Annotated in this window: 12 protein-coding genes; 9 read left to right on the top strand and 3 right to left on the bottom strand. The window is 60.2% G+C overall.

What is annotated here, in order from left to right; translation table 11 throughout:
* The first annotated feature begins 37 nt into the window (after nucleotides 1-37).
* From K5E40_RS16785 to K5E40_RS16765, 5 genes are all read left to right on the top strand, one after another.
* A complete protein-coding gene (locus K5E40_RS16785) occupies nucleotides 38-2989 on the top strand; it encodes an autotransporter serine protease (protein ID WP_221731793.1) in 2952 nt (983 codons plus the stop codon).
* A gap of 41 nt (nucleotides 2990-3030) precedes the next feature.
* Nucleotides 3031-6117, top strand: a complete 3087-nt coding sequence (locus K5E40_RS16780; RefSeq protein ID WP_221731792.1) for an autotransporter serine protease — start codon at nucleotides 3031-3033, stop codon at nucleotides 6115-6117.
* Nucleotides 6118-6137: 20 nt separating this feature from the next.
* Nucleotides 6138-7826, top strand: coding sequence for a polyurethanase (locus tag K5E40_RS16775; RefSeq protein ID WP_221731791.1), 1689 nt, complete (start codon nucleotides 6138-6140; stop codon nucleotides 7824-7826).
* A gap of 118 nt (nucleotides 7827-7944) precedes the next feature.
* The gene (locus K5E40_RS16770; RefSeq protein ID WP_221731820.1) at nucleotides 7945-9798 is read left to right on the top strand and encodes a polyurethanase; all 1854 of its coding nucleotides are present in this window, start codon (nucleotides 7945-7947) and stop codon (nucleotides 9796-9798) included.
* A 239-nt stretch (nucleotides 9799-10037) separates the two neighbouring features.
* Nucleotides 10038-10400: a hypothetical protein gene (locus K5E40_RS16765; RefSeq protein WP_221731790.1), complete on the top strand. Its 363-nt coding sequence runs from the start codon at nucleotides 10038-10040 to the stop codon at nucleotides 10398-10400.
* 63 nt (nucleotides 10401-10463) lie between these two features.
* On the opposite strand, the gene K5E40_RS16760 is transcribed toward K5E40_RS16765, so the two are convergent.
* Entirely contained in the window at nucleotides 10464-10688 is a 225-nt protein-coding gene (locus K5E40_RS16760; RefSeq protein WP_221731789.1) for a YgdI/YgdR family lipoprotein, read from the bottom strand.
* Nucleotides 10689-10880: 192 nt separating this feature from the next.
* Here K5E40_RS16760 and K5E40_RS16755 point away from each other — a divergent pair, with 192 nt between their 5' ends.
* The 3 genes from K5E40_RS16755 (at nucleotide 10881) to K5E40_RS16745 (ending at nucleotide 15428) form a co-directional block, all read left to right on the top strand.
* On the top strand, nucleotides 10881-12533 hold the full coding sequence (locus K5E40_RS16755) for a VRR-NUC domain-containing protein (protein WP_221731788.1): 1653 nt from the start codon (nucleotides 10881-10883) through the stop codon (nucleotides 12531-12533).
* Nucleotides 12530-14809: an ATP-dependent DNA helicase gene (locus K5E40_RS16750; protein WP_221731787.1), complete on the top strand. Its 2280-nt coding sequence runs from the start codon at nucleotides 12530-12532 to the stop codon at nucleotides 14807-14809. The genes K5E40_RS16755 and K5E40_RS16750 overlap by 4 nt, the downstream gene beginning before the upstream one ends.
* An 82-nt stretch (nucleotides 14810-14891) precedes the next feature.
* Nucleotides 14892-15428: a hypothetical protein gene (locus tag K5E40_RS16745; RefSeq protein ID WP_221731786.1), complete on the top strand. Its 537-nt coding sequence runs from the start codon at nucleotides 14892-14894 to the stop codon at nucleotides 15426-15428.
* Nucleotides 15429-15486: 58 nt separating this feature from the next.
* Here K5E40_RS16745 and K5E40_RS16740 read toward each other — a convergent pair whose 3' ends face one another.
* Nucleotides 15487-15780: a hypothetical protein gene (locus K5E40_RS16740; RefSeq protein ID WP_221731785.1), complete on the bottom strand. Its 294-nt coding sequence runs from the start codon at nucleotides 15778-15780 to the stop codon at nucleotides 15487-15489.
* 236 nt (nucleotides 15781-16016) lie between these two features.
* Nucleotides 16017-17165 carry a MalY/PatB family protein gene (locus K5E40_RS16735; RefSeq protein ID WP_221731784.1) on the bottom strand — a complete coding sequence of 383 codons (1149 nt, stop codon included), beginning with the start codon at nucleotides 17163-17165 and terminating at the stop codon, nucleotides 16017-16019.
* Nucleotides 17166-17486: 321 nt separating this feature from the next.
* Here K5E40_RS16735 and fdnG point away from each other — a divergent pair, with 321 nt between their 5' ends.
* Complete coding sequence (gene fdnG / locus K5E40_RS16730) at nucleotides 17487-20552, top strand: formate dehydrogenase-N subunit alpha (protein WP_221731783.1); 3066 nt, start codon at nucleotides 17487-17489, stop codon at nucleotides 20550-20552.
* Nucleotides 20553-20565: the final 13 nt, after the last annotated feature.

The raw sequence follows: 20565 nt of genomic DNA, 5'->3' as shown, positions 1-20565 counted from the left end.
AAGAACCTGCATAGAACAATAAAAGTGAGTCGTGAACATGGACGTACACATCAAGCCGGCAGCGGTCGGCACGCTGTTGCTCGCTGTTTCTATCGCTCAGGCCCAGGCGCAATACCTGGAACCTGATAAACCCGGCGATCCCGCCAGTTGGCGTAGCACCGAATTTCTGCGTGATTGGGGCCTCGATCGCATGCAGGCCGATCAAGCCTACGCCGCCGGCATCACCGGCAAGGGCGTCAAGATTGGCGCGCTCGACTCCGGTTTCGATGCTGCCCATCCCGAGTTTGCCCCTGACCGTTATCACCCGGTGCAGGCCAGCGGCAGCTACATCGACGGCGCACTGTTCAGCATCGACGGCAACGTCAACCCCAACAACGACGCCCATGGCACCCACGTCGTCGGCACGATGGGGGCGGCCCGTGATGGCACGGGCATGCACGGCGTGGCGTACAACGCGCAGATCTACGTCGGCAACACCAACAAGAACGACCGATTCCTGTTCGGCCCCAATCCCGATCCACGCTATTTCAAAGCGGTTTATGACGCTCTGGCCGATGCGGGTGTGCGGGCGATCAACAACAGTTGGGGCAGCCAGCCGCCGGATGTCAGTTACCGCACACTCGCCGATTTGCAGGCGGCCTATGCCCAGCACTTCAACAAAGGCACTTGGCTCGACGCGGCTGCCGACGTCTCGCGACGCGGTGTGATCAACGTGTTCAGTGCCGGCAACAGTGGCTATCCGAACGCCAGCGTGCGCTCGACGCTGCCGTACTTTCAGCCGGATCTTGAAGGTCATTGGCTGGCGGTGTCGGGCCTGGATCAAAGCAATCAGCAGAAGTACAACCAGTGCGGCGTCGCCAAATACTGGTGCATCACCACGCCGGGGGCGAAGATCGACAGCACCGTTCCCGGCAGTGGTTACGCGATCAAGTCCGGCACTTCGATGTCGGCGCCGCACGCGACCGGGGCACTGGCGCTGGTGATGGAGCGTTACCCGTACATGAACAATCAGCAGGCGCTCGAAACGCTGCTGACCACCGCCACGCAACTCGATGGTTCGGTGACCGATGCGCCCAGCGAGCGAGTCGGTTGGGGGGTGGCCAACCTGAACCGGGCGATGCACGGGCCGGGGCAGTTACTCGGCACGTTCGACGCCAGTCTGGCGGGCGGACAGAGCGATGTCTGGAGCAACGACATCTCCGACAAGGCATTGATTCAGCGCCAAAGCGAAGACCTTGCCGAACACAGTGCCTGGCAGCAAACCTTGCGGGATAAGGGCTGGCAGAACGGTGTCGGGGCGAATGCCAGTCAACAGGATCAAACCGATTACGCGGTGGGCACTGCTCGCGACGCGGCAGCAGCGGGGCGCGTGTACCAGGGTAGCCTGATCAAGTCCGGCGCCGGGCGTTTGATCCTCACCGGGGAAAACACCTATCGCGGCGCCACCACAATCAACGGCGGCTTGCTGACGGTCAACGGTTCGCTGACTTCAGCCGTCACCGTGAACGACAGCGGCACGCTTGGCGGTGCCGGCCGGGTCGCGTCATTGACCGCCAACAGCGGTGGCCGGGTGGCGCCTGGCAATTCCATCGGCACCTTGAACGTGGCCGGCGATGTCAGTTTCGCACCGGGTTCGACGTATGCCGTTGAACTGTCGCCCACCAGCAGCGACCGTATCGTTGCCGGCGGTACCGCGACCGTCAGCGGCGCAACCGTTAGCCTGTCACTGGAAAACAGCCCAACCTTGCTCAGTACCGCCGAGGCGCAAAGCCTGCTCGGGCGCCAGTACACCATCCTGCAAGCGGCCGGTGGCATTGAGGGCCAGTTCGGCGCTGTGCTGCCGAACTATCTGTTTATCGGCGCCAGCCTCGACTACGCCGCCAGTGGTATTGAACTCAACGTTGAACGCAACGCGAACACGTTTGCCAGCGCAGGCCAAACGCCGAATCAACGTGCGGTGGCCGCTGCGATCGAAGGCTTGGGCGCGGGCAACTCGGTTTACGAAAGTGTGCTGCTGTCGACAGACGCGGCTTTCGCGCAACAAGCCTTCCAGCAACTGAGCGGCGAAATCTACCCGGCTCTCGGTTCGGCGTTGATCAACGACAGCCGCCCAATGCGCGATGCGGTGGCCGAGCGTTTGCGTGATCCCCGCGCTGCGCAAAGCAATGGCTGGATCAAAGGCCTCGGTGCATGGGGCAGCACCGACTCGAGTCATGACACGGCGGGTTACCGCACGTCGATTGGCGGTGTTCTGGCCGGTGTCGACGGCGTGCTGGACGAGCAGACCCGCATCGGTCTGGTCACCGGTTACAGCGACAGTTCGCTTGGCATGGGGTCGGGCACGCATTCGTCGGCCAAGGTCGACAGCTACCACCTGGGTGCCTACGCCGGACATGACATTGGTGCGTGGCGCTTGAGCACCGGCGCGGCCTACAGCTGGCATCGCGCCGATGTGAAGCGTGATTTGCAGTACGGCAACGTCAGCGCCAAACAGAAAGCCAAGGTGGAGGCGAGCACCGCCCAAGTGTTTGGCGAGGCAGCTTATCGATTGGCCCTGCAGCCACTCGCGCTGGAGCCGTTTGCCAATCTGGCCTACGTGCATCTGGACAGCGAGGGCTTTACCGAGAAGGGCGCTGGCGCCGCGCTGAAAAGCTCGGGCGATCAGCGTGACGCGGTGCTGAGCACGCTCGGCGTGCGGGCGATCAAGACCTTCAATCTGTCGGCTCAGCAGACACTGGATGTGAGCGGCCACCTCGGCTGGCAACACAGCCTGAGCGACATCGAATCCGAGCAACACCTGCGCTTTGCCAGCGGGGGCACGCCTTACTCGGTGGAGAGTTCGGCGCTGGTACGTGATGCCGCGCTCGTCGGCGTGCAAGCGAGCCTGGCGCTGAGCCGCGATGTACGGGTGAATTTTGATTACAACGCACAACTGGCCAATCGCGAGAAGAGCCACGGCGTCGGCGTGAGTCTGAACTGGCAGTTCTGAACAAACGGATTTTTCGCAACATCACTAAGGAAGGTCGCTGGATGAATAACAACAATACCTGCGCGCAAACGGGTGGTCGCTTCGCCCTTAAAACCCTGAATTTCGCGGTGTTGTGCGCACTGACCACCTGGGGCACAGCGCAGGCTGCACCCTATGTGGAAAACGGTCGCACGGGCGATGCCAGCAGTTGGCGCAGCGCCGAATTCCAGGCCGATTGGGGGCTGGGCGCTATCGGGGCCGATTACGCCTACGCCGCGGGTTACACCGGCAAAGGCGTCAAGTTGGGGATCTTTGACCAACCGGTGTACGCCGCGCACCCGGAGTTTTCCGGCAGCAACAAAGTCATCACGCTGGTCACCCGGGGTATTCGCCAATACACCGACCCGTACATCCCGGTCAAAGCCGGGGATACGTTCCTTTATGACGGTTCGCCCTCGGTCGGCTCCAACGGCAAGCTCGGCGCACACGGCACCCACGTCGGCGGCATCGCGGCGGGCAGTCGCGATGGCGGCCCGATGCACGGCGTGGCGTTCGGCGCACAAATCATCAGTGCCGACAACGGCGACCCCGGCCCGGAAGACGGCATTGTTCGCGGCAACGACGGCGCGGTGTACAAGGCCGGTTGGGATGCGCTGATCGCCAGCGGTGCGCGGATCATCAACAACAGTTGGGGCATCGGCATCACCGACCGTTTCGACCTCGGCGGCCGCGACCCGGCGTACCCGCACTTCACGGTCAACGACGCACAATTGCAGTTCAACGAGATCCGCACGCTGCTCGGCACCAAGCCCGGCGGTGCCTATGACGGTGCGATTGCTGCCGCACGCAGCGGCATCGTCACGATATTCGCCGCCGGCAACGACTACAACCTCAACAACCCGGACGCCATCGCTGGCCTCGGCTATTTCGTCCCGGACATTGCGCCGAACTGGATCACCGTCGCGGCGTTGCAACAGAACCCGAATCTGGCCAGTCCCGACCCGTACATCATCAGTACGTTTTCTTCGCGTTGCGGTTACACCGCGAGTTTCTGCGTCTCGGCACCGGGTACGCGGATCTACAGTTCGATCATCAGTGGCACCAACGCTGACAACCTCACCACTGGCTACGCCAACTACAACGGCACCTCAATGGCCGCGCCGCATGTGGCCGGCTCCATGGCCGTGTTGATGGAGCGCTTCCCGTACATGTCCGGCGATCAGGTCGCCAGCGTTTTGCGAACCACGGCCACCGACCTCGGCGCACCGGGCATCGACGCCTTGTACGGCTGGGGCATGATCAACCTGCGCAAAGGCATTGATGGCCCGGCGATGTTCGTCACCGAGCAGGACATTCCGGCTGAATTCCGTATCGAAGGCGCCTATGGCTCCGGCCAGTTTGTCGCGGATTTGCCCGGCATCGGCACGATCATCGACCAAGGCAAACCCACCGAACGCGTGTGCACCGACATCACTTGCGGTCTCGATACCTGGCGCAACGACATTTCCGGGCACGGCGGTTTGACCAAACAAGGCATCGGCACGCTGGTGCTGACCGGCAACAACACCTACAGCGGCCCGACCCTGGTCAATCAGGGGCGCCTGGCAATTAACGGGTCGCTGCAATCGGCGGTCACCGTGAATGACGGCGGCATCCTCGGCGGTAACGGCCACATCGGCGCGCTGTCGGTGAAAAGCGGCGGTACGGTCGCACCGGGCAACTCCATCGGCACCCTGAACGTGGCGGGGGATGTGACCTTCGCGCCGGGCTCGACCTACGCGGTGGAGTTGTCGCCAACCAGCAGTGACCAGATCATTGCGACCGGCAAGGCTGTGATCGAAGGGGCGACGGTGAGCATGTCGCTGGAAAACAGCCCGACACTGCTGACCACCGGCCAAGTGAAAAGCCTGCTTGGCACCCAATACAACATCCTGCAAGCGGCGGGCGGCATTGAAGGACGCTTCGGGCAAGTGCTGCCGGATTACGCGTTCCTCGGTGGCACCCTCGATTACTCGGCAGGTGGCATTCAACTGGCGGTGGGGCGTAACGACGCATCGTTCGCCAGCGTGGGGCTGACGCCTAACCAGCGCGCCGTCGGTGCCGCTGCCGAGCGTTTGGGGGCGGGCAATGCCCTGTTCGAAACGCTGTTGTTGTCGCCAAACGCGGCCGCGGCGCAGCAAGCGTTCCAGCAGTTGTCCGGTGAAATTCACCCGGCCATTGGCACCCTGTTGATCAACGACAGCCGTTACCTGCGCGATGCCGTGGGTGAACGTCTGCGCGAACGTGATCTGTTCAATGCCAATGCACCGACCGACGATCGCAGCAACGCTTGGGTCAAGGTGCTGGGGTCTTGGGGGAGCAGTGACGGCGGGTACAAAAATGCCGACAGCACCACCTCCATCGGCGGTTTACTGGCCGGCGTTGACGGTTTGATAACTGACGATACCCGTCTGGGCTTCGTGACCGGTTATAGCGACAGCTCGTTGAACATGGGCAGTGGCACGCACTCCTCGGCGTCGGTCGACAGCTATCACTTGGGTGCCTATCTGGGCCATGAAATCGATGCGCTGCGCCTGACCGTTGGCGGTGCGTATAGCTGGCATCGCATCGATGTGAAACGTGACCTGCAATTGGGCGATGTCAGCGGCAAGCAGAAGGTCAAACGCGATGCGAGCACTGCGCAATTGTTCACGGAAGCGGCTTACGATCTGCGTCTGCAACCGATGAACCTGGAGCCGTTCGCCAATCTGGCTTACGTGCACCTGAACAGCGACAGCTTCACCGAGAAGGGTGACGCCACCGCATTGAAGGGCGGCGAAGACAATCGTGATGTGGTGCTGTCGACCCTCGGTGTACGGGCCAAACGCACGTTTGCCTTGTCGGACAAGCACCAACTGGAACTGGGCGCGAGCCTGGGCTGGCAGCACAACCTGAGCAGCGTTGATGCCGAGAGTCACCTGGCCTTCGCCAACGGCAACAGTGCGTTCAACGTGCAGAGCGTGTCGATGGACCGTGATGCTGCCGTGGTCGGCGTGCGTGCCGGTCTGGCGCTCAATCGCGATGTGCGGGTCAACCTGGATTACAACGGGCTGATCGGTTCCAATGAGAAAGACCACGGTGTTGGCCTGACTCTGGACTGGCAGTTCTGATTTGAAAGAGGGAGCACAACATGGGACTGTTTGATTACAAAAATGCCGATGGCAAAGCGTTGTACAGCGATGCCATCGCACTGACGCTATACGCCTACACGCCGACTGGTCAGCCATTGCCGGCGACCGGTTGGAAGCCGCTCACGGCGACGGCGCTGGGTTATCAGGGCAACGTTGGCGCGCAGGGAACGTTCTTCGGCGAGAAGGACGGCTTTACCAGCGCCGAGGCCGAAGTACTCGGCAAATACGACGCCGCCGGCCAGTTGATTGGTATCGGCATTGCCTTTCGTGGCACCGGTGGGCTGGGTTACAGCGACACCTTCGGCGACTTGAAAAACAACCTGCTGGCCGCCGTCGGGCCGTCGGATTACGCGAGCAACTACGCCAAAAACGCTTTCGACAACCTGCTCAAGGCTGTCGCAACGTTTGCCATTGCTCACGGCATCGCCGCCAAAGACGTGCTGATCAGCGGCCACAGCCTTGGCGGTCTCGGCGTCAACAGCGTCGCGGATTTGAGCGCCAGTCACTGGGGCGGTTTTTTCAAGGATGCCAACTACATCGCCTTCGCTTCGCCCACCCAGAGCAGCACCGGTACCCACGTGCTGAACATCGGCTACGAGAACGATCCGGTGTTCCGCGTGCTCGACGGCACCACGTTCAGCAGCGCATCGATGGGCAAACACGACAAGCCGCATGATTCGACCACCGACAATATCGTCAACTTCAACGACAACTACGCGTCGACCGCACAGAATCTGGTGCCGTTCAGCATCATCAATCCGCTGAGCTGGTCGGCGCATGGTTCGCTGGGGTATGCCGATGGTTTGAATCGGGTCATTGGCTCAACGTTCTACAACCTGACCAGCAAGGACTCGACCATCATCGTCTCCAACCTGGAGGCGTCATCCCGGGGTAAAACCTGGGTCGAAGACTTGGGGCGCAGCGGCGAACCGCACACCGGCAGCACCTTCATCATCGGCACAAACAGCAATGACTGGCTCAAGGGCGGGGCGGGCAACGACTTCCTCGAAGGCTTGGGCGGTGATGACCGTTTTCGTGATGATGGCGGCTTCAACATCCTGCTCGGCGGCCAGGGCCACAACACCTTTGAGCTGCACAAACCGTTGCAGAACTTCAGCTTCGCCAACGACGGTGACGGCACGCTTTACGTGCGCGACGCCTACGGCGGCATCAGCATGACTCGCGACATTGGCGCGCTGGTGAGCAAGGAGGCGGGGTCATGGTGGGGCAGCAAGGAAATCACCTGGGGCGTCACCGCCAAGGGGCTGACTCATGGCAGCGAACTCACTCAGTACAACCATTCGCTCAACGGCGATGCGTACGGCAATGCGCTGCACGCGACGGCCGACGGTGACTGGCTGTTCGGTCTGGGAGGCAACGACCAACTGATCAGCGACAAGGGCCATGTGACGTTCGTGGGCGGCGCCGGTAACGACGTGATGACCGCAGTGGGTGGCAACAACACCTTCCTGTTCAGCGGCGCGTTCGGTTTTGATGCTATCAACGGATATCAGGGCAACGACAAACTGGTGTTCATGGGCGTCGAAGGTGCGGGCCAGGGCTACGACTACAAGCAACATGTCGCGCAGACTGGCAACGATACCGTGCTGAAGATTGGCGACTATGCCGTGACCCTGATCGGGGTTGGAGTGGCTAACCTGTCGGACTCGGCGTTCGTATTCGCTTAGATCCTGCTCGCATAGAGCGATGTGCACGATGTGTTGAAATGCTCCGGGGCGTCCCGCGAGGGGCGCCCTGGCTGTGAGCTATCTCTGAACAATTCCAACAAAAAGAGAGGCAATGGCAATGGGTGTGTATGACTACAAAAACTTCGGTACAGCCGATTCCAAGGCGTTGTTCAGTGACGCCATGGCCATCACGCTGTATTCCTACCACAACCTCGATAACGGCTTTGCCGCCGGGTACCAGCACAACGGCTTCGGTCTCGGCCTGCCGGCCACACTGGTTACCGCGCTGATTGGTGGCACCGATTCACAAGGGGTGATCCCCGGTGTTCCGTGGAATCCCGACTCGGAAAAACTCGCGCTTGATGCGGTGAAGAAGGCAGGCTGGACGCCGATCACCGCCTCGCAATTGGGCTACGACGGCAAGACTGATGCGCGCGGAACCTTCTTTGGCGAGAAGGCCGGTTACACCAGCGCTCAAGTCGAAATCCTCGGCAAATACGACGCACAAGGTCATCTCACCGAACTGGGCATTGCTTTTCGCGGCACCAGCGGCCCGCGGGAAATCCTCATCGGTGACTCGATCGGCGACGTGATCAATGACCTGCTCGCGGCATTCGGCCCCAAGGACTACGCCAAGAACTACGTCGGCGAAGCCTTCGGCAATCTGCTCAATGACGTGGTGGCGTTCGCCAAGGCCAACGGCCTCAGCGGCAAGGACGTGCTGGTCAGCGGCCACAGCCTCGGTGGCCTCGCGGTCAACAGCATGGCGGACTTGAGCAGCGGCAAGTGGGGCGGGTTCTTCGCCGATTCCAACTACATCGCCTACGCCTCGCCGACCCAAAGCAGCACTGACAAGGTGCTCAACGTCGGCTACGAGAACGACCCGGTATTCCGCGCGCTCGACGGCTCCACGTTCACCGGCGCTTCTGTCGGCGTGCACGATGCGCCCAAGGAATCGGCCACCGACAACATCGTCAGCTTCAACGACCACTACGCTTCGAACGCGTGGAATGTGCTGCCGTACTCGATCCTCAACATCCCAACCTGGATCTCGCACCTGCCCACCGCCTATGGCGACGGGATGAATCGGGTCATCGAGTCGAAGTTCTACGACCTGACCAGCAAGGACTCGACGATTATCGTCGCCAACCTGTCGGACCCGGCGCGGGCCAATACCTGGGTGCAGGATCTCAATCGCAACGCCGAAACCCACAAGGGCAGCACGTTCATCATCGGCAGCGACAGCAACGATCTGATCCAGGGCGGCAGTGGCAATGACTATCTGGAGGGCCGCGCCGGCAACGACACCTTCCGCGACAGCGGCGGCTACAACATCATCCTTGGCGGGCAGGGCAGCAATACCCTGGATCTGCAGCAATCGGTGAACAAGTTCGACTTCGCCAATGATGGCGCGGGCAATCTGTACATTCGCGATGCCAATGGCGGGATCAGCCTGACCCGCGACATCGGCAGCATCGTCACCAAGGAGCCAGGTTTCCTCTGGGGCCTGTTCAAGGATGATGTCACCCACAGCGTCACGGCCAGCGGACTGAAGGTCGGCAACAATGTCACGGCGTACGAATCCAGTGTGAAGGGCACATATGGTGCTGACACGCTTAAAGCACATGCCGGTGGTGACTGGTTGTTTGGCCTGGATGGCAACGACCATTTGATCGGCGGCGCGGGCAATGACGTATTTGTCGGCGGCGCCGGTAATGACCTGATGGAATCGGGGGGCGGAGCCGATACGTTCGTGTTCAACGGTGCGTTCGGTCAGGATCGGGTGGTGGGTTTTACGTCCAACGACAAACTGGTGTTCTTCGGCGTACAGGGTGTTTTGCCCAACGAAGACTTCCGCGCACATGCCTCATCGGTGGGGCAGGACACGCTGCTGACGTTTGGCAGTGATTCGGTGACGTTGGTCGGGGTGTCGCTCAATAGCTTGAGTGGCGATGGGATTGTGATCGCTTGATGTTTTTGAGGGGCCTGTAAGGGCCCCTTCGCGAGCACGCCGCTCCCACACTGGATCTGTGTCGCTCACAAGTTCCCTGTGGGAGCGGGCTTGCTTGCGAAGTCCAATAGCGCGGCGGTAAAAAGTGACTCATTGGCCACTACCTGACTCTCAATCCTGCAATAACAGGAATCGGCACTAAAGCCTGGACGTGCGCACACGTCATGTACAGGCAGCCATTGAGTACAGGAGATTCAAACGTGAAAGGTTTCAAGAGGTATGTCGGGTTTGTGGGGCTAGCGCTGAGTTCGGCCAATGCCTGGGCCGATCTGCCTCAAAGCTCGATTCTCAGCCGTTATGGAATGACCGACGATCAACTGCCAAGCCCGGCTAAAACCGAGGTGGTGGAACCCGTCGAAGAGAAAAGCCGCTTTCAGATCCAGCCCGAACAGCCGTTGGTGACGATAAAAACAGGTCCACAAAGCAGCGGCAATCGCATCATGGACCGTATGGCGCTGCAGGATCTGGAGCGTTGCCGTCGCTTGCAGAACGAACTCGCCCGGCGTGGCGGGCAATACGTCAGTTGCGAAAACACCATCCCGGGCGTGACCCTCGAACAATAATCGCCTCGAATTCCCGCAGGCGCTGTCGAGTGGAGCGAGGCTGCGTCTGCAGGGTATATATCGTCAGTCTTCCTTGCGCACCGTGGCCACGTCATCGGCGCGTACTTTGACTTTCGCACCGGAAATATCTTCAAACTCGTAGAAGCCATCGTTGGTTTCGGTTTTCGGCATGTCCTTGGTGAGGTACTGAGTGCCGTTTTGCAGGGTGACCACGGTCTGGGTCGAGCAACCGCCCAAGGCCAGCAGGGCCGCTACCGCCAGGGGGATGCCCAGTGTCTTGATTTTCATATCCACCTCAAATTCCTCATTTCGCGTGATACCGAGCATTGTCGGTGTCCTAGGCGGTTGGTGCCATCGCGCCGGGAAAAGTTCTATTTACCGGTTAAAAATGCCATTTATCTTTTTCCGTTTGCGCCGGGTGGGGCAGAGCTGTTATCTGTACGCATAACCAGTATTTGTCCGCCGTGGCCCTGAATTCCCGTGACTGCCAATCCCCTTGATGATCCGTTCTATTACCTCAACAACTTCCGGCAAGTGCTTGATTGGCTTGAGCTTCGCTATGCCGATGTGATGAGCGAAACGGAGCACGCGTTCATCGGCGACTTCAAATCGTTGCCTCGCGCATCACAGGGCTTGCTGGTGCGGATGGTGATGCGCAAGGGCGTGCATTTTCGTGCCGGCAAGCTCCGTTACGCGGAAATCGGCGACATCGCCTGCGCGGCACAACCGTTGCTGGCTTGCGGCTGGCTCGACGAACACGCGCCATTGGCGATGGCTGAGCTGTTCGATGTGTTGCTCAAGGCCGAGATTTTGCAAGCGTTCGGCGCTTTTATCGAGCAACCCAAGGGCCGCAAGGACGACTGGCTGCCGCTGCTCGCCGAGCAGTTCACCGAAGCCAGAAGCCTGCGCGATTGGGCGCCTCTGCTGGCTGAGCGCTTGTTCAGCCTGACCATCATGGGCCTGTGCGATCGCTTGCGACTGATGTTTTTCGGCAACCTGTATCAGGACTGGTCCGAATTCGTGTTGGCTGACCTCGGCATCTTTACCTACGAAAAAGTCGAGTTCTGCGCCGATTCCCGTGGTCTGCGCAGCCGTGAGGACGTCGACGCGTGTCTGTTTCTGCACCACTGCCAATTGCGCTTCGAGGCCGGTGAGCCACTGGAAACCATTGTCGGGCAGGTCAGCGCCTTGCACTTCGACAACCCCTGGCTGCAACGGCGACGCGGCAAGGTGTTGTTCCAGATCGCCCAATACTGCGAACGCATCAGCGAGTTTGCTTTGGCCCTGACTGTCTATCGCGATTGCGCCTATCCCGGCGCTCGCTTGCGGATGATCCGCGTACTGGAACGCTGCAGCGAATACGGCCGGGCGCTGGAACTCGCCACGCTCGCCGAACAAACACCCGAAAGCGCTGCCGAGCAGCAAGGCCTGCAACGGATTTTGCCGCGGTTGCGACGCAAACTCGGTGGCCCGCCGCTCAAACGTGCGGTGGCGAAACCAGTGGAGCGCCTGGATCTGCAGTTGCCGCGCAGCGATCCCGCGCTGTCGGTGGAGTATTACGTGCAGGCGCACTTGCATGACGAAGAAGGCCCGGTGCATTACGTTGAAAACAGCCTGATCAACTCATTGTTCGGGCTGCTCTGCTGGCCGGCGATATTCGCGCCGTTGCCGGGGGCGTTCTTTCACCCGTTTCAGCGCGGGCCGGTGGACCTGCTCAATGAAGACTTCCAGCAACGCCGCGCCGACGTGTTTCAAGCCTGCCTCGCGGAGTTGGAGGACGGCCGTTATGCCGTAACCATCCGCGAGCGCTTTGTCGCCAAGTGGGGCATACAGTCGCCGTTCGTGTTCTGGGGCGCATTGAATGAAGAATTACTGGAGCAGGCGCTGGCCTGCCTGCCCGCCGAACACCTCAAACACTGGTTCCAGCGTTTGCTGCTCGACATCAAAGCCAACCGTACCGGCATGCCGGACCTGATCCAGTTCTGGCCGCAGCACAAAACCTATCGAATGATCGAAGTCAAAGGTCCTGGCGACCGCTTGCAGGACAACCAACTGCGCTGGCTGGAGTTTTGCCACCAACACCAGATGCCGGTTGCCGTGTGTTACGTGCAATGGGCGGAGCAGAGCGCTTGAGCTACAGCGTTGCGGTGCGCGCGCTGTGTGAGTTCACCGCCAAGACCGGCGACCTCGACCTGCGCTTCACGCCGTCACCGACGGCACTCGAAGGCATGGCCGGCCATCGCACCGTCGCGTCCAGGCGCAGCGACACCTATCAAAGCGAAGTGGCACTGGAAGGTGAGTTCCGCCAGTTGAAGGTCAAGGGCAGGGCGGATGGCTACGACCCGGCGCAAAACTGCCTCGAAGAAGTCAAAACCTACCGCGGCGATCTGAGCAAACAACCGGCCAATCACCGCCAGTTGCACTGGGCGCAGGCGAAGGTCTACGGCTGGCTGATGTGCTGCAAACTGCAACTTGAGCAGATCAATCTGGCGTTGGTGTATTTCGACATCGTCAGCGAGAAGGAAACCTGCCTGCTGGAAGCGTTCAGCGCCCAGGCCTTGCAGGTTTTTTTTGAGCAGCAATGCGCTTTGTTCCTGCGTTGGGCCGAACAGGAAATGGCGCATCGCGAGGCGCGTAATCTGTCCGCGCAGCAATTGGCGTTTCCCCATGCGGATTTTCGTCCGGGGCAACGCCATCTGGCGGAATCGGTCTTCAAGGCTATCAGCACAGGCCGTTGTCTGATGGCGCAAGCGCCCACAGGGATCGGCAAAACCCTCGGCACGCTGTTCCCGGTGCTCAAGGCGTTGGCACCGCAGCAACTGGACAAAGTGTTCTTTCTGACCGCCAAGACACCGGGGCGCAAACTGGCGCTGGACGCCAGTCAGGTGTTGTTCGATCAATCGGCCACCTTGCCCTTGCGCGTGCTGGAGATGGTTGCTCGGGACAAGGCCTGCGAACACCCGGACAAGGCCTGTCACGGCGAGTCCTGTCCGTTGGCCCAGGGCTTTTATGATCGCTTGCCGGCCGCCCGTGAAGCCGCCAGTCGAATCCGCCGGCTCGATCAAGCGGCGATGCGTGAAGTCGCTGCACAGCATTCGGTGTGTCCGTATTACCTGAGTCAGGAAATGGCCCGCTGGGCGGACGTGGTGATCGCCGACTACAACTATTACTTCGATTTCAGCGCGTTGCTGTTCGGCCTCGCTCAGCTCAATCAGTGGAAGGTGGCGGTCCTGGCCGACGAAGCACACAACCTCGTTGAGCGCGGGCGGCAGATGTACAGCGCCAGTCTCGATCAAGCCACGCTGGGCAGCGTTCGCAAAACGGCCCCCCAAGCACTGAAAAAATCCCTGCAACGGGTCAACCGTGAGTGGAATGCGTTGCAGGCGCCGCAACTGGCGCCGTATCAGGCCTATGACAAGGCCCCGGAAAAACTCCTGCAGGCGATCGCCCTGTGTAGCGCAGCCATTGGCGACTACCTCAATGATCATCCGCAAGGGCTCGACAGTGGATTGCAGAACTTCTACTTCGATTTGCTGCAATTTGCCCGGGTGGCGGAACTGTATGACGCGCATTACCTGTTCGACATCAGTAAGCGCGACCTCGATCGTAAACGCCCGCTATCGCAACTGTGCCTGCGCAACGTGGTGCCGGCGGCGTTCATTGGCCCGCGCCTGAAAGCGGCGCGAAGCTGCGTGCTGTTTTCCGCCACGCTGAGCCCGCGCCACTATTACGCCGATTTGCTCGGCACGCCGGCCGACACCGTATGGATTGACGTCGAGTCGCCGTTCAGCGCCGAGCAGTTGCAGGTGCAGGTCATCAGCCGGATTTCGACCCGCTTCAATCATCGTCAGGCATCGCTGGAGCCCATTGTCGAACTGATCGCCCAGCAGTTCAGCGAGCGTCCGGGCAACTATCTGGCGTTCTTCAGCAGTTTCGATTACCTGCAACAGGTGGCAATGTTACTGGCCGAACGGCACCCAACTATCACCCTGTGGCAGCAGTCGCGAGGCATGGTCGAAGGGGCGCGGCAGGCCTTTCTCGATCAATTCACCGCCGAGAGTCAGGGCGTTGGCTTTGCGGTCTTGGGCGGAGCCTTCGGCGAGGGTATCGACTTGCCGGGCGCTCGGCTGATCGGCGCGTTCATCGCCACGCTGGGACTGGCGCAACTCAATCCGGTCAATGAACAGTTGAAACGACGCATGGCGGCGATTTTCGGTGCCGGTTACGACTACACCTACCTGTTCCCTGGCGTGCAGAAAGTCGTCCAGGCGGCCGGGCGCGTGATCCGCACCCGCGAGGATCGCGGCATGGTGATGCTGATCGACGACCGCTTTGCCGAGAGTCGGATCAAACAGTTGTTGCCACGCTGGTGGGCCATCCATAACGAAGCGCCTGCGCAACCGGATTGAATGACGCCCCGGTAAATCCGTCTGAACTAGTGCGTAACGCGATGCTTCTAAACGGTTCCCCCCGCTCCGGAGCGTGCGTCCCTTGTCTCGCATATTGACCCAGCCGACCGCTGAAGAAACCCTGACCGAACATGACGCCAAGATGTTCGGTTCGCCCAAGGAACGGCTGGATTTCTATCGCCGGGAGATCCAGTACGAAACCAGCATTCTCGCCAATCGCACTGACGCTTATCTGGCCGCACAGTCGTTTCTGGTGATTGCCTTTGCTTCGTGCATGTCCAACCTCAATCCGGAGTGGGGCAAGTTGTTTACCCTGGTGGTGCCGGCGTTTCTGGCGCTACTCGGGCTGCTCAGTTCGCTCAACGCCTGGCCGGGGATTCGTGCGGCGTACGAGATCATTGATCACTGGCACTTCAAGCAAAGCCATTTATTGCTCAGCGAGCCGCTGATGGGCTTGGCCTATGACGAGTCACCGCTGTTCAGTGAAACGGAATCCAGTCATAAGGGCTATCGCAAGTCGTTGCTGTTTTCTCTGCGCACGCCGTGGATCTTTGCGACGTTTTGGGTGCTGCTGGGCAGTTATTCGGTGTACATACAGTTCACGAATCCGGGGAGCTGATCAAACGACATAGAAAAGCCCGGCGACGAAGGCCGGGCTTTTCTTTGTCGTTTGATCATCAACTGGTCTCAAGCTGGCGACGCAACCCCTGCGAGTTCTGTACCGACATCGGAATCGGCGGGAAATCTTCATTCAATACGCACAGGTGCTCAATGGCATCGGCGAACTTCACATCGGCTTTTCGGCGCAAGGCCCTGTAGTGCTCAAACTGTTCGAGATCCAGTTGCCCGGCTTCGAGTAATTCATGCGACGCTCGATTCAGCGCCTGCGCTTCTTCGAACAATTGACGATTGCGTTCCAGGGCCAAAGCCCTGCATGCCTTGATTTGCGCAGGAGTCGAGCATTCTTTCATGACCATAACCTTAATCTTCGGGGTTCCTTTTCATAGGCCTTTTGCCAAACGGGAACCGAACCTGCCGGGCCCCGCCGGTGACACCCGGCGAGGGGTTATGGTTGTGACCACTGAGAATCCGCGAGAGATCCATTTTTTTGCTGAAGACTTTCGGTTTTTGGTTTTTGCGTTGTTCAGGGCCGGCAAGGATCGGTTGTGCGCTGATGCCGTGCAGCAGGTTCGCGATGCTTTCAGATTCAGCGGTTGGCCAGTGCCCGCTCCATGCGCGCAATACCTTCTTCGAGCATTGATCGCGGGCATCCAAAGTTCAGGCGTACGAACTGTTGGCTGTGGTCGCCAAAATCCAGACCGGCGCTCAACCCTACCTTGGCCTGCTCAAGGAAAAACTGCTGCGGGTTGGCCAGATCCAGCGCCGAGCAATCGAGCCAGGCCAGATAAGTGCCCTGCGGCACATTCATGGTCACGCCCGGCAAGCGGCTGCGCACGGCCTCAACCAGATAATCCCGGTTGGCCTGCAGGTAGGTTTTCATCTCGGCGAGCCATGGGCCGGCTTCGCTGTAGGCCACGCGAGTCGCTTCCATGCCCAGCGGATTGACGCTGTCGACCATGCCGCAACGGGCATGGTTGACGCGTTCACGCAGCGCGGCGTCCTGAATGATCATGAACGAGGTTTTGAGGCCGGCGATGTTGTAAGCCTTGCTCGCTGACATCAGGGTGATGGTGCGCTGAGCGATTTCCGGGCTCAGGGACGCGGTCGGAATGTGTACGCGACCGTCGAAGCACAGTTCGGCGTGGATTTCATCGGAGATGATCCAGGCGTCCTGCGCAACACAGATGTCCGCCACCGCTTGCAACTCTTCGCGGCCGAACACTTTGCCGATCGGGTTGTGCGGGTTGCTCAACAGCAGGGCGCCGCCGCCGTTCAGCGAATCACGCAGGCTATCCAGTGGTGTGGCGTAGGTGCCGTCGGCCTGCGGCGTGAATTCCAGCTCAACCTTGTTCAAGCCCCAATGGCCCGGCGCGTGACGCAGCGGCGGATAGTTCGGCACTTGTACCACGACGTTCTGCTGAGACTGAACCAAGGCTTTGAGCGCCATGTTGAAGCCCGACTCAACGCCCGGCAGGAAGATCAGCTCTTGCGGTTTGACCTGCCAGGCGAATTTGTTCCAGAGGTCGGCAACGATGGCTTCGCGCAGGTTGTCCTGGGCCACGCTGTAACCCACCAACGGATGCAGCAAGCGCTGCTGCAGGGCCTCGATGACAACCGGTGGCGCGGCGAAATCCATATCAGCGACCCACATAGGCAACACGTCGGCTGCATAGCGGCTCCACTTGGTGCTGCCGGTGTTGTGGCGGTCGAATACCTGATCAAAGTCAAAAGTCATGCGCGGTCTCGTGAAGGCGGGGTTAATTCTGTCGGCCATTCTAAGCCCAACACGATCCCGGTGGGAGTTGGCTTGCCCGCGATGGCTTCGGCACAGTCAATATTGAGGGGGCATGACAAACCGCTATCGCTGGCAAACCAGCGCCCGTGAGGTTTTGGATGAAGCCATGAGGTCGCTCGACAACCGGCCGACGGTCGGTTTTCACACAGGTGGCAGGGTCTTTGTCTACAGTGAAAAAGCCGGCAGTCATTCTGCCGCAACCGTGATTGTCCAGATACAACCCGGCACCATTACCGGGTTTCACCTGATCAGGAGTGCACGATGGATCTCAGCCGTCGTCAGTTCTTCAAGGTCGTCGGTATCGGCCTTGCAGGCTCAAGCCTGGGCGCGTTGGGCATGGCCCCGACGCTTGCCTTCGCCGAGCAGGTGCGCCACTTCAAGCTTGCCCACACCCATGAAACCCGCAACACCTGCCCGTATTGCTCGGTCGGTTGCGGTTTGATCATGTACAGCCAGGGCGATGCTGCGAAGAACGTCGCGCAAAATATCATCCATATCGAGGGCGACGCCGACCACCCGGTCAACCGTGGCACCCTCTGTCCAAAAGGCGCGGGCCTGCTGGACTTCATTCACAGCCCGGGCCGCTTGTTGTATCCGCAAACGCGGAAGCCAGGCAGTAGCGAGTGGACGCGGATCAGTTGGGATCAAGCGCTGGATCGCATCGCCGACTTGATGAAAGCCGACCGCGACGCCAATTTCGTCGAGCAGAACGAAAAAGGCGAAACGGTCAATCGCTGGCTCACCACCGGGTTTCTTGCGGCTTCCGCTTCGTCCAACGAAGCGGGGTACATGACGCACAAGGTCATCCGCAGTCTCGGCATGTTGGGGTTCGATAACCAGGCGCGTGTCTGACACGGCCCGACGGTGGCAAGTCTTGCCCCGACGTACGGCCGTGGTGCCATGACCAATACCTGGACCGATATCGCCAACGCGAATCTGGTTCTGGTGATGGGCGGCAACACAGCAGAAGCCCATCCGTGCGGCTTCAAATGGGTGACCGAAGCCAAAGCGCATAACGCTGCGCGGCTGATCGTGGTCGATCCGCGTTTTACCCGCACGGCGTCGGTGGCCGATTATTACGCCCCGATCCGCACCGGCACCGACATTGCTTTCATGGGCGGGTTGATCAATTACCTGCTGACCGAGGACAAGATCCAGCACGAATACGTGCGCAACTACACCGACGTGTCGTTCATTGTCAAAGCCGGGTACGGCTTCGAAGATGGGATTTTCAGTGGCTACGATGCGGCCAAGCGCAGTTACACCGACAAGTCCGGGTGGGGCTATGAAATCGGTGAGGACGGTTTCGTCAAAATCGACCCAACGCTGCAGGACCCGCGCTGCGTCTATCAATTGATGAAGCAGCATTACAGCCGCTACAACATCGAACTGGCGAGCCAGATTTGCGGCATGCCGGTCGATGCGATGCAAAAAATCTGGGGCGAAATTGCTACGTGCGCCCAGCCGGGCAAGACCATGACGATTCTCTACGCCCTGGGCTGGACACAGCACTCGACCGGTTCGCAGATCATTCGCAGTGCGGCGATGGTGCAGCTTCTGTTAGGCAACGTGGGTATGCCGGGCGGTGGCGTCAATGCCTTGCGCGGACACTCCAATATTCAGGGCCTGACGGATCTGGGCTTGCTGTCCAACTTGCTGCCGGGTTACTTGACGCTGCCGCAAGACGCCGAGCAGGACTACAACGCCTACATCACCAAACGCACGCAAAAACCGCTGCGCCCTGGGCAGTTGTCCTACTGGCAGAACTACAGCAAGTTTCACGTCAGCCTGATGAAGGCCTGGTACGGCGCCAATGCCACCGTCGAGAACCAGTGGTGTTACGACTACCTGCCGAAACTCGACATCCCCAATTACGACATCCTCAAGATGTTCGACCTGATGAGTCTGGGCAAAGTCAACGGCTACATGTGCCAGGGGTTCAACCCGATTGCCGCGCTGCCGGACAAGAACCGGGTGATGGCGGCACTGGCCAAGTTGAAATGGTTGGTGGTGATGGACCCGCTGGCCACCGAAACCTCGCAGTTCTGGGAAAACGTCGGCCCTTACAACGATGTGAAAAGCGCCGACATCCAGACCGAAGTGATCCGCCTGCCAACCACCTGCTTTGCCGAAGAAGATGGCTCGCTGGTCAACAGCAGTCGTTGGTTGCAATGGCACTGGAAGGGGGCGGATGGACCCGGCGAAGCGCGCACGGACATCCAGATCATGAGCGAGTTGTTCCTGCGTCTGCGCCAGCGCTATGCGGCAAACGGTGGCACTTTCGCCGATCCGCTGTTGAAACTGTCCTGGCCCTACAAAATTGCCACTGAACCTTCCCCCGAGGAAATCGCCAAGGAGATAAACGGCTACGCCACGACAGACTTCAACGATGCCAGCGGCGCGACGATCAAGGGCAATATGCAACTGGCCGGGTTCGCCCAGCTCAAGGACGATGGCAGCACCGCGTCCGGCTGCTGGATTTTTGCCGGCAGTTGGACCGAGGCCGGCAACCAGATGGCCCGGCGTGACAATGCCGACCCCTATGGCATGCACCAGCATCTGGGCTGGGCGTGGGCCTGGCCGGCCAACCGGCGGATTCTCTACAACCGCGCGTCGGCGGACGTTGCTGGCAAGCCGTGGGATCCGAAAAAGCGCTTGGTGTGGTGGAACGGCAAAACCTGGGGCGGCACCGATGTGCCGGACTACAAGGCTGACATACCGCCAGAAGCCGGGATGAACCCGTTCATCATGAACCCCGAGGGCGTGGCGCGGTTCTTCGCCGTCGACAAGATGACCGAAGGGCCATTCCCCGAGCATTACGAACCGTTCGAAACGCCGATTGGCATCAATCCGCTGCACCCGCAGAACAAGAACGCTACCAGCAACCCGGCGGCGCGGATCTTTGATTCGGTCTGGGACAGCCTCGGCGAGGCCAAGGATTTCCCCTACGCGGGCACCAGCTACCGGCTCACCGAGCATTTCCACTTCTGGAGCAAGCACTGCAAGTTGAACGCGATTACCCAGCCCGAGCAGTTTGTCGAGATCGGCGAAGTGCTGGCGAAAGAGAAGGGCATCGCTGCCGGTGATCGGGTACGGGTCAGTTGCAAGCGCGGCTTCATTGAAGCGGTGGCTGTGGTGACCAAAAGAATCCGTCCGTTGCAGGTCAATGGCCAGGTAGTGCACCAGATCGGCATCCCGCTTCACTGGGGGTTCACCGGGCTGACGCGTCACGGATACCTGACCAACACCCTGGTGCCGTTCCTCGGCGATGGCAACACCCAGACCCCGGAATCCAAGTCATTCCTGGTCAACGTGGAGAAGCTATAGTGGAGAATCTATA

The sequence above is a fragment of the Pseudomonas baetica genome (assembly GCF_019733355.1).
GTDB lineage: Bacteria > Pseudomonadota > Gammaproteobacteria > Pseudomonadales > Pseudomonadaceae > Aquipseudomonas > Aquipseudomonas baetica_A.
The sequence above is the reverse complement of the archived record's forward strand: the minus strand, read 5'-3'. Positions and strand labels throughout refer to the sequence as shown.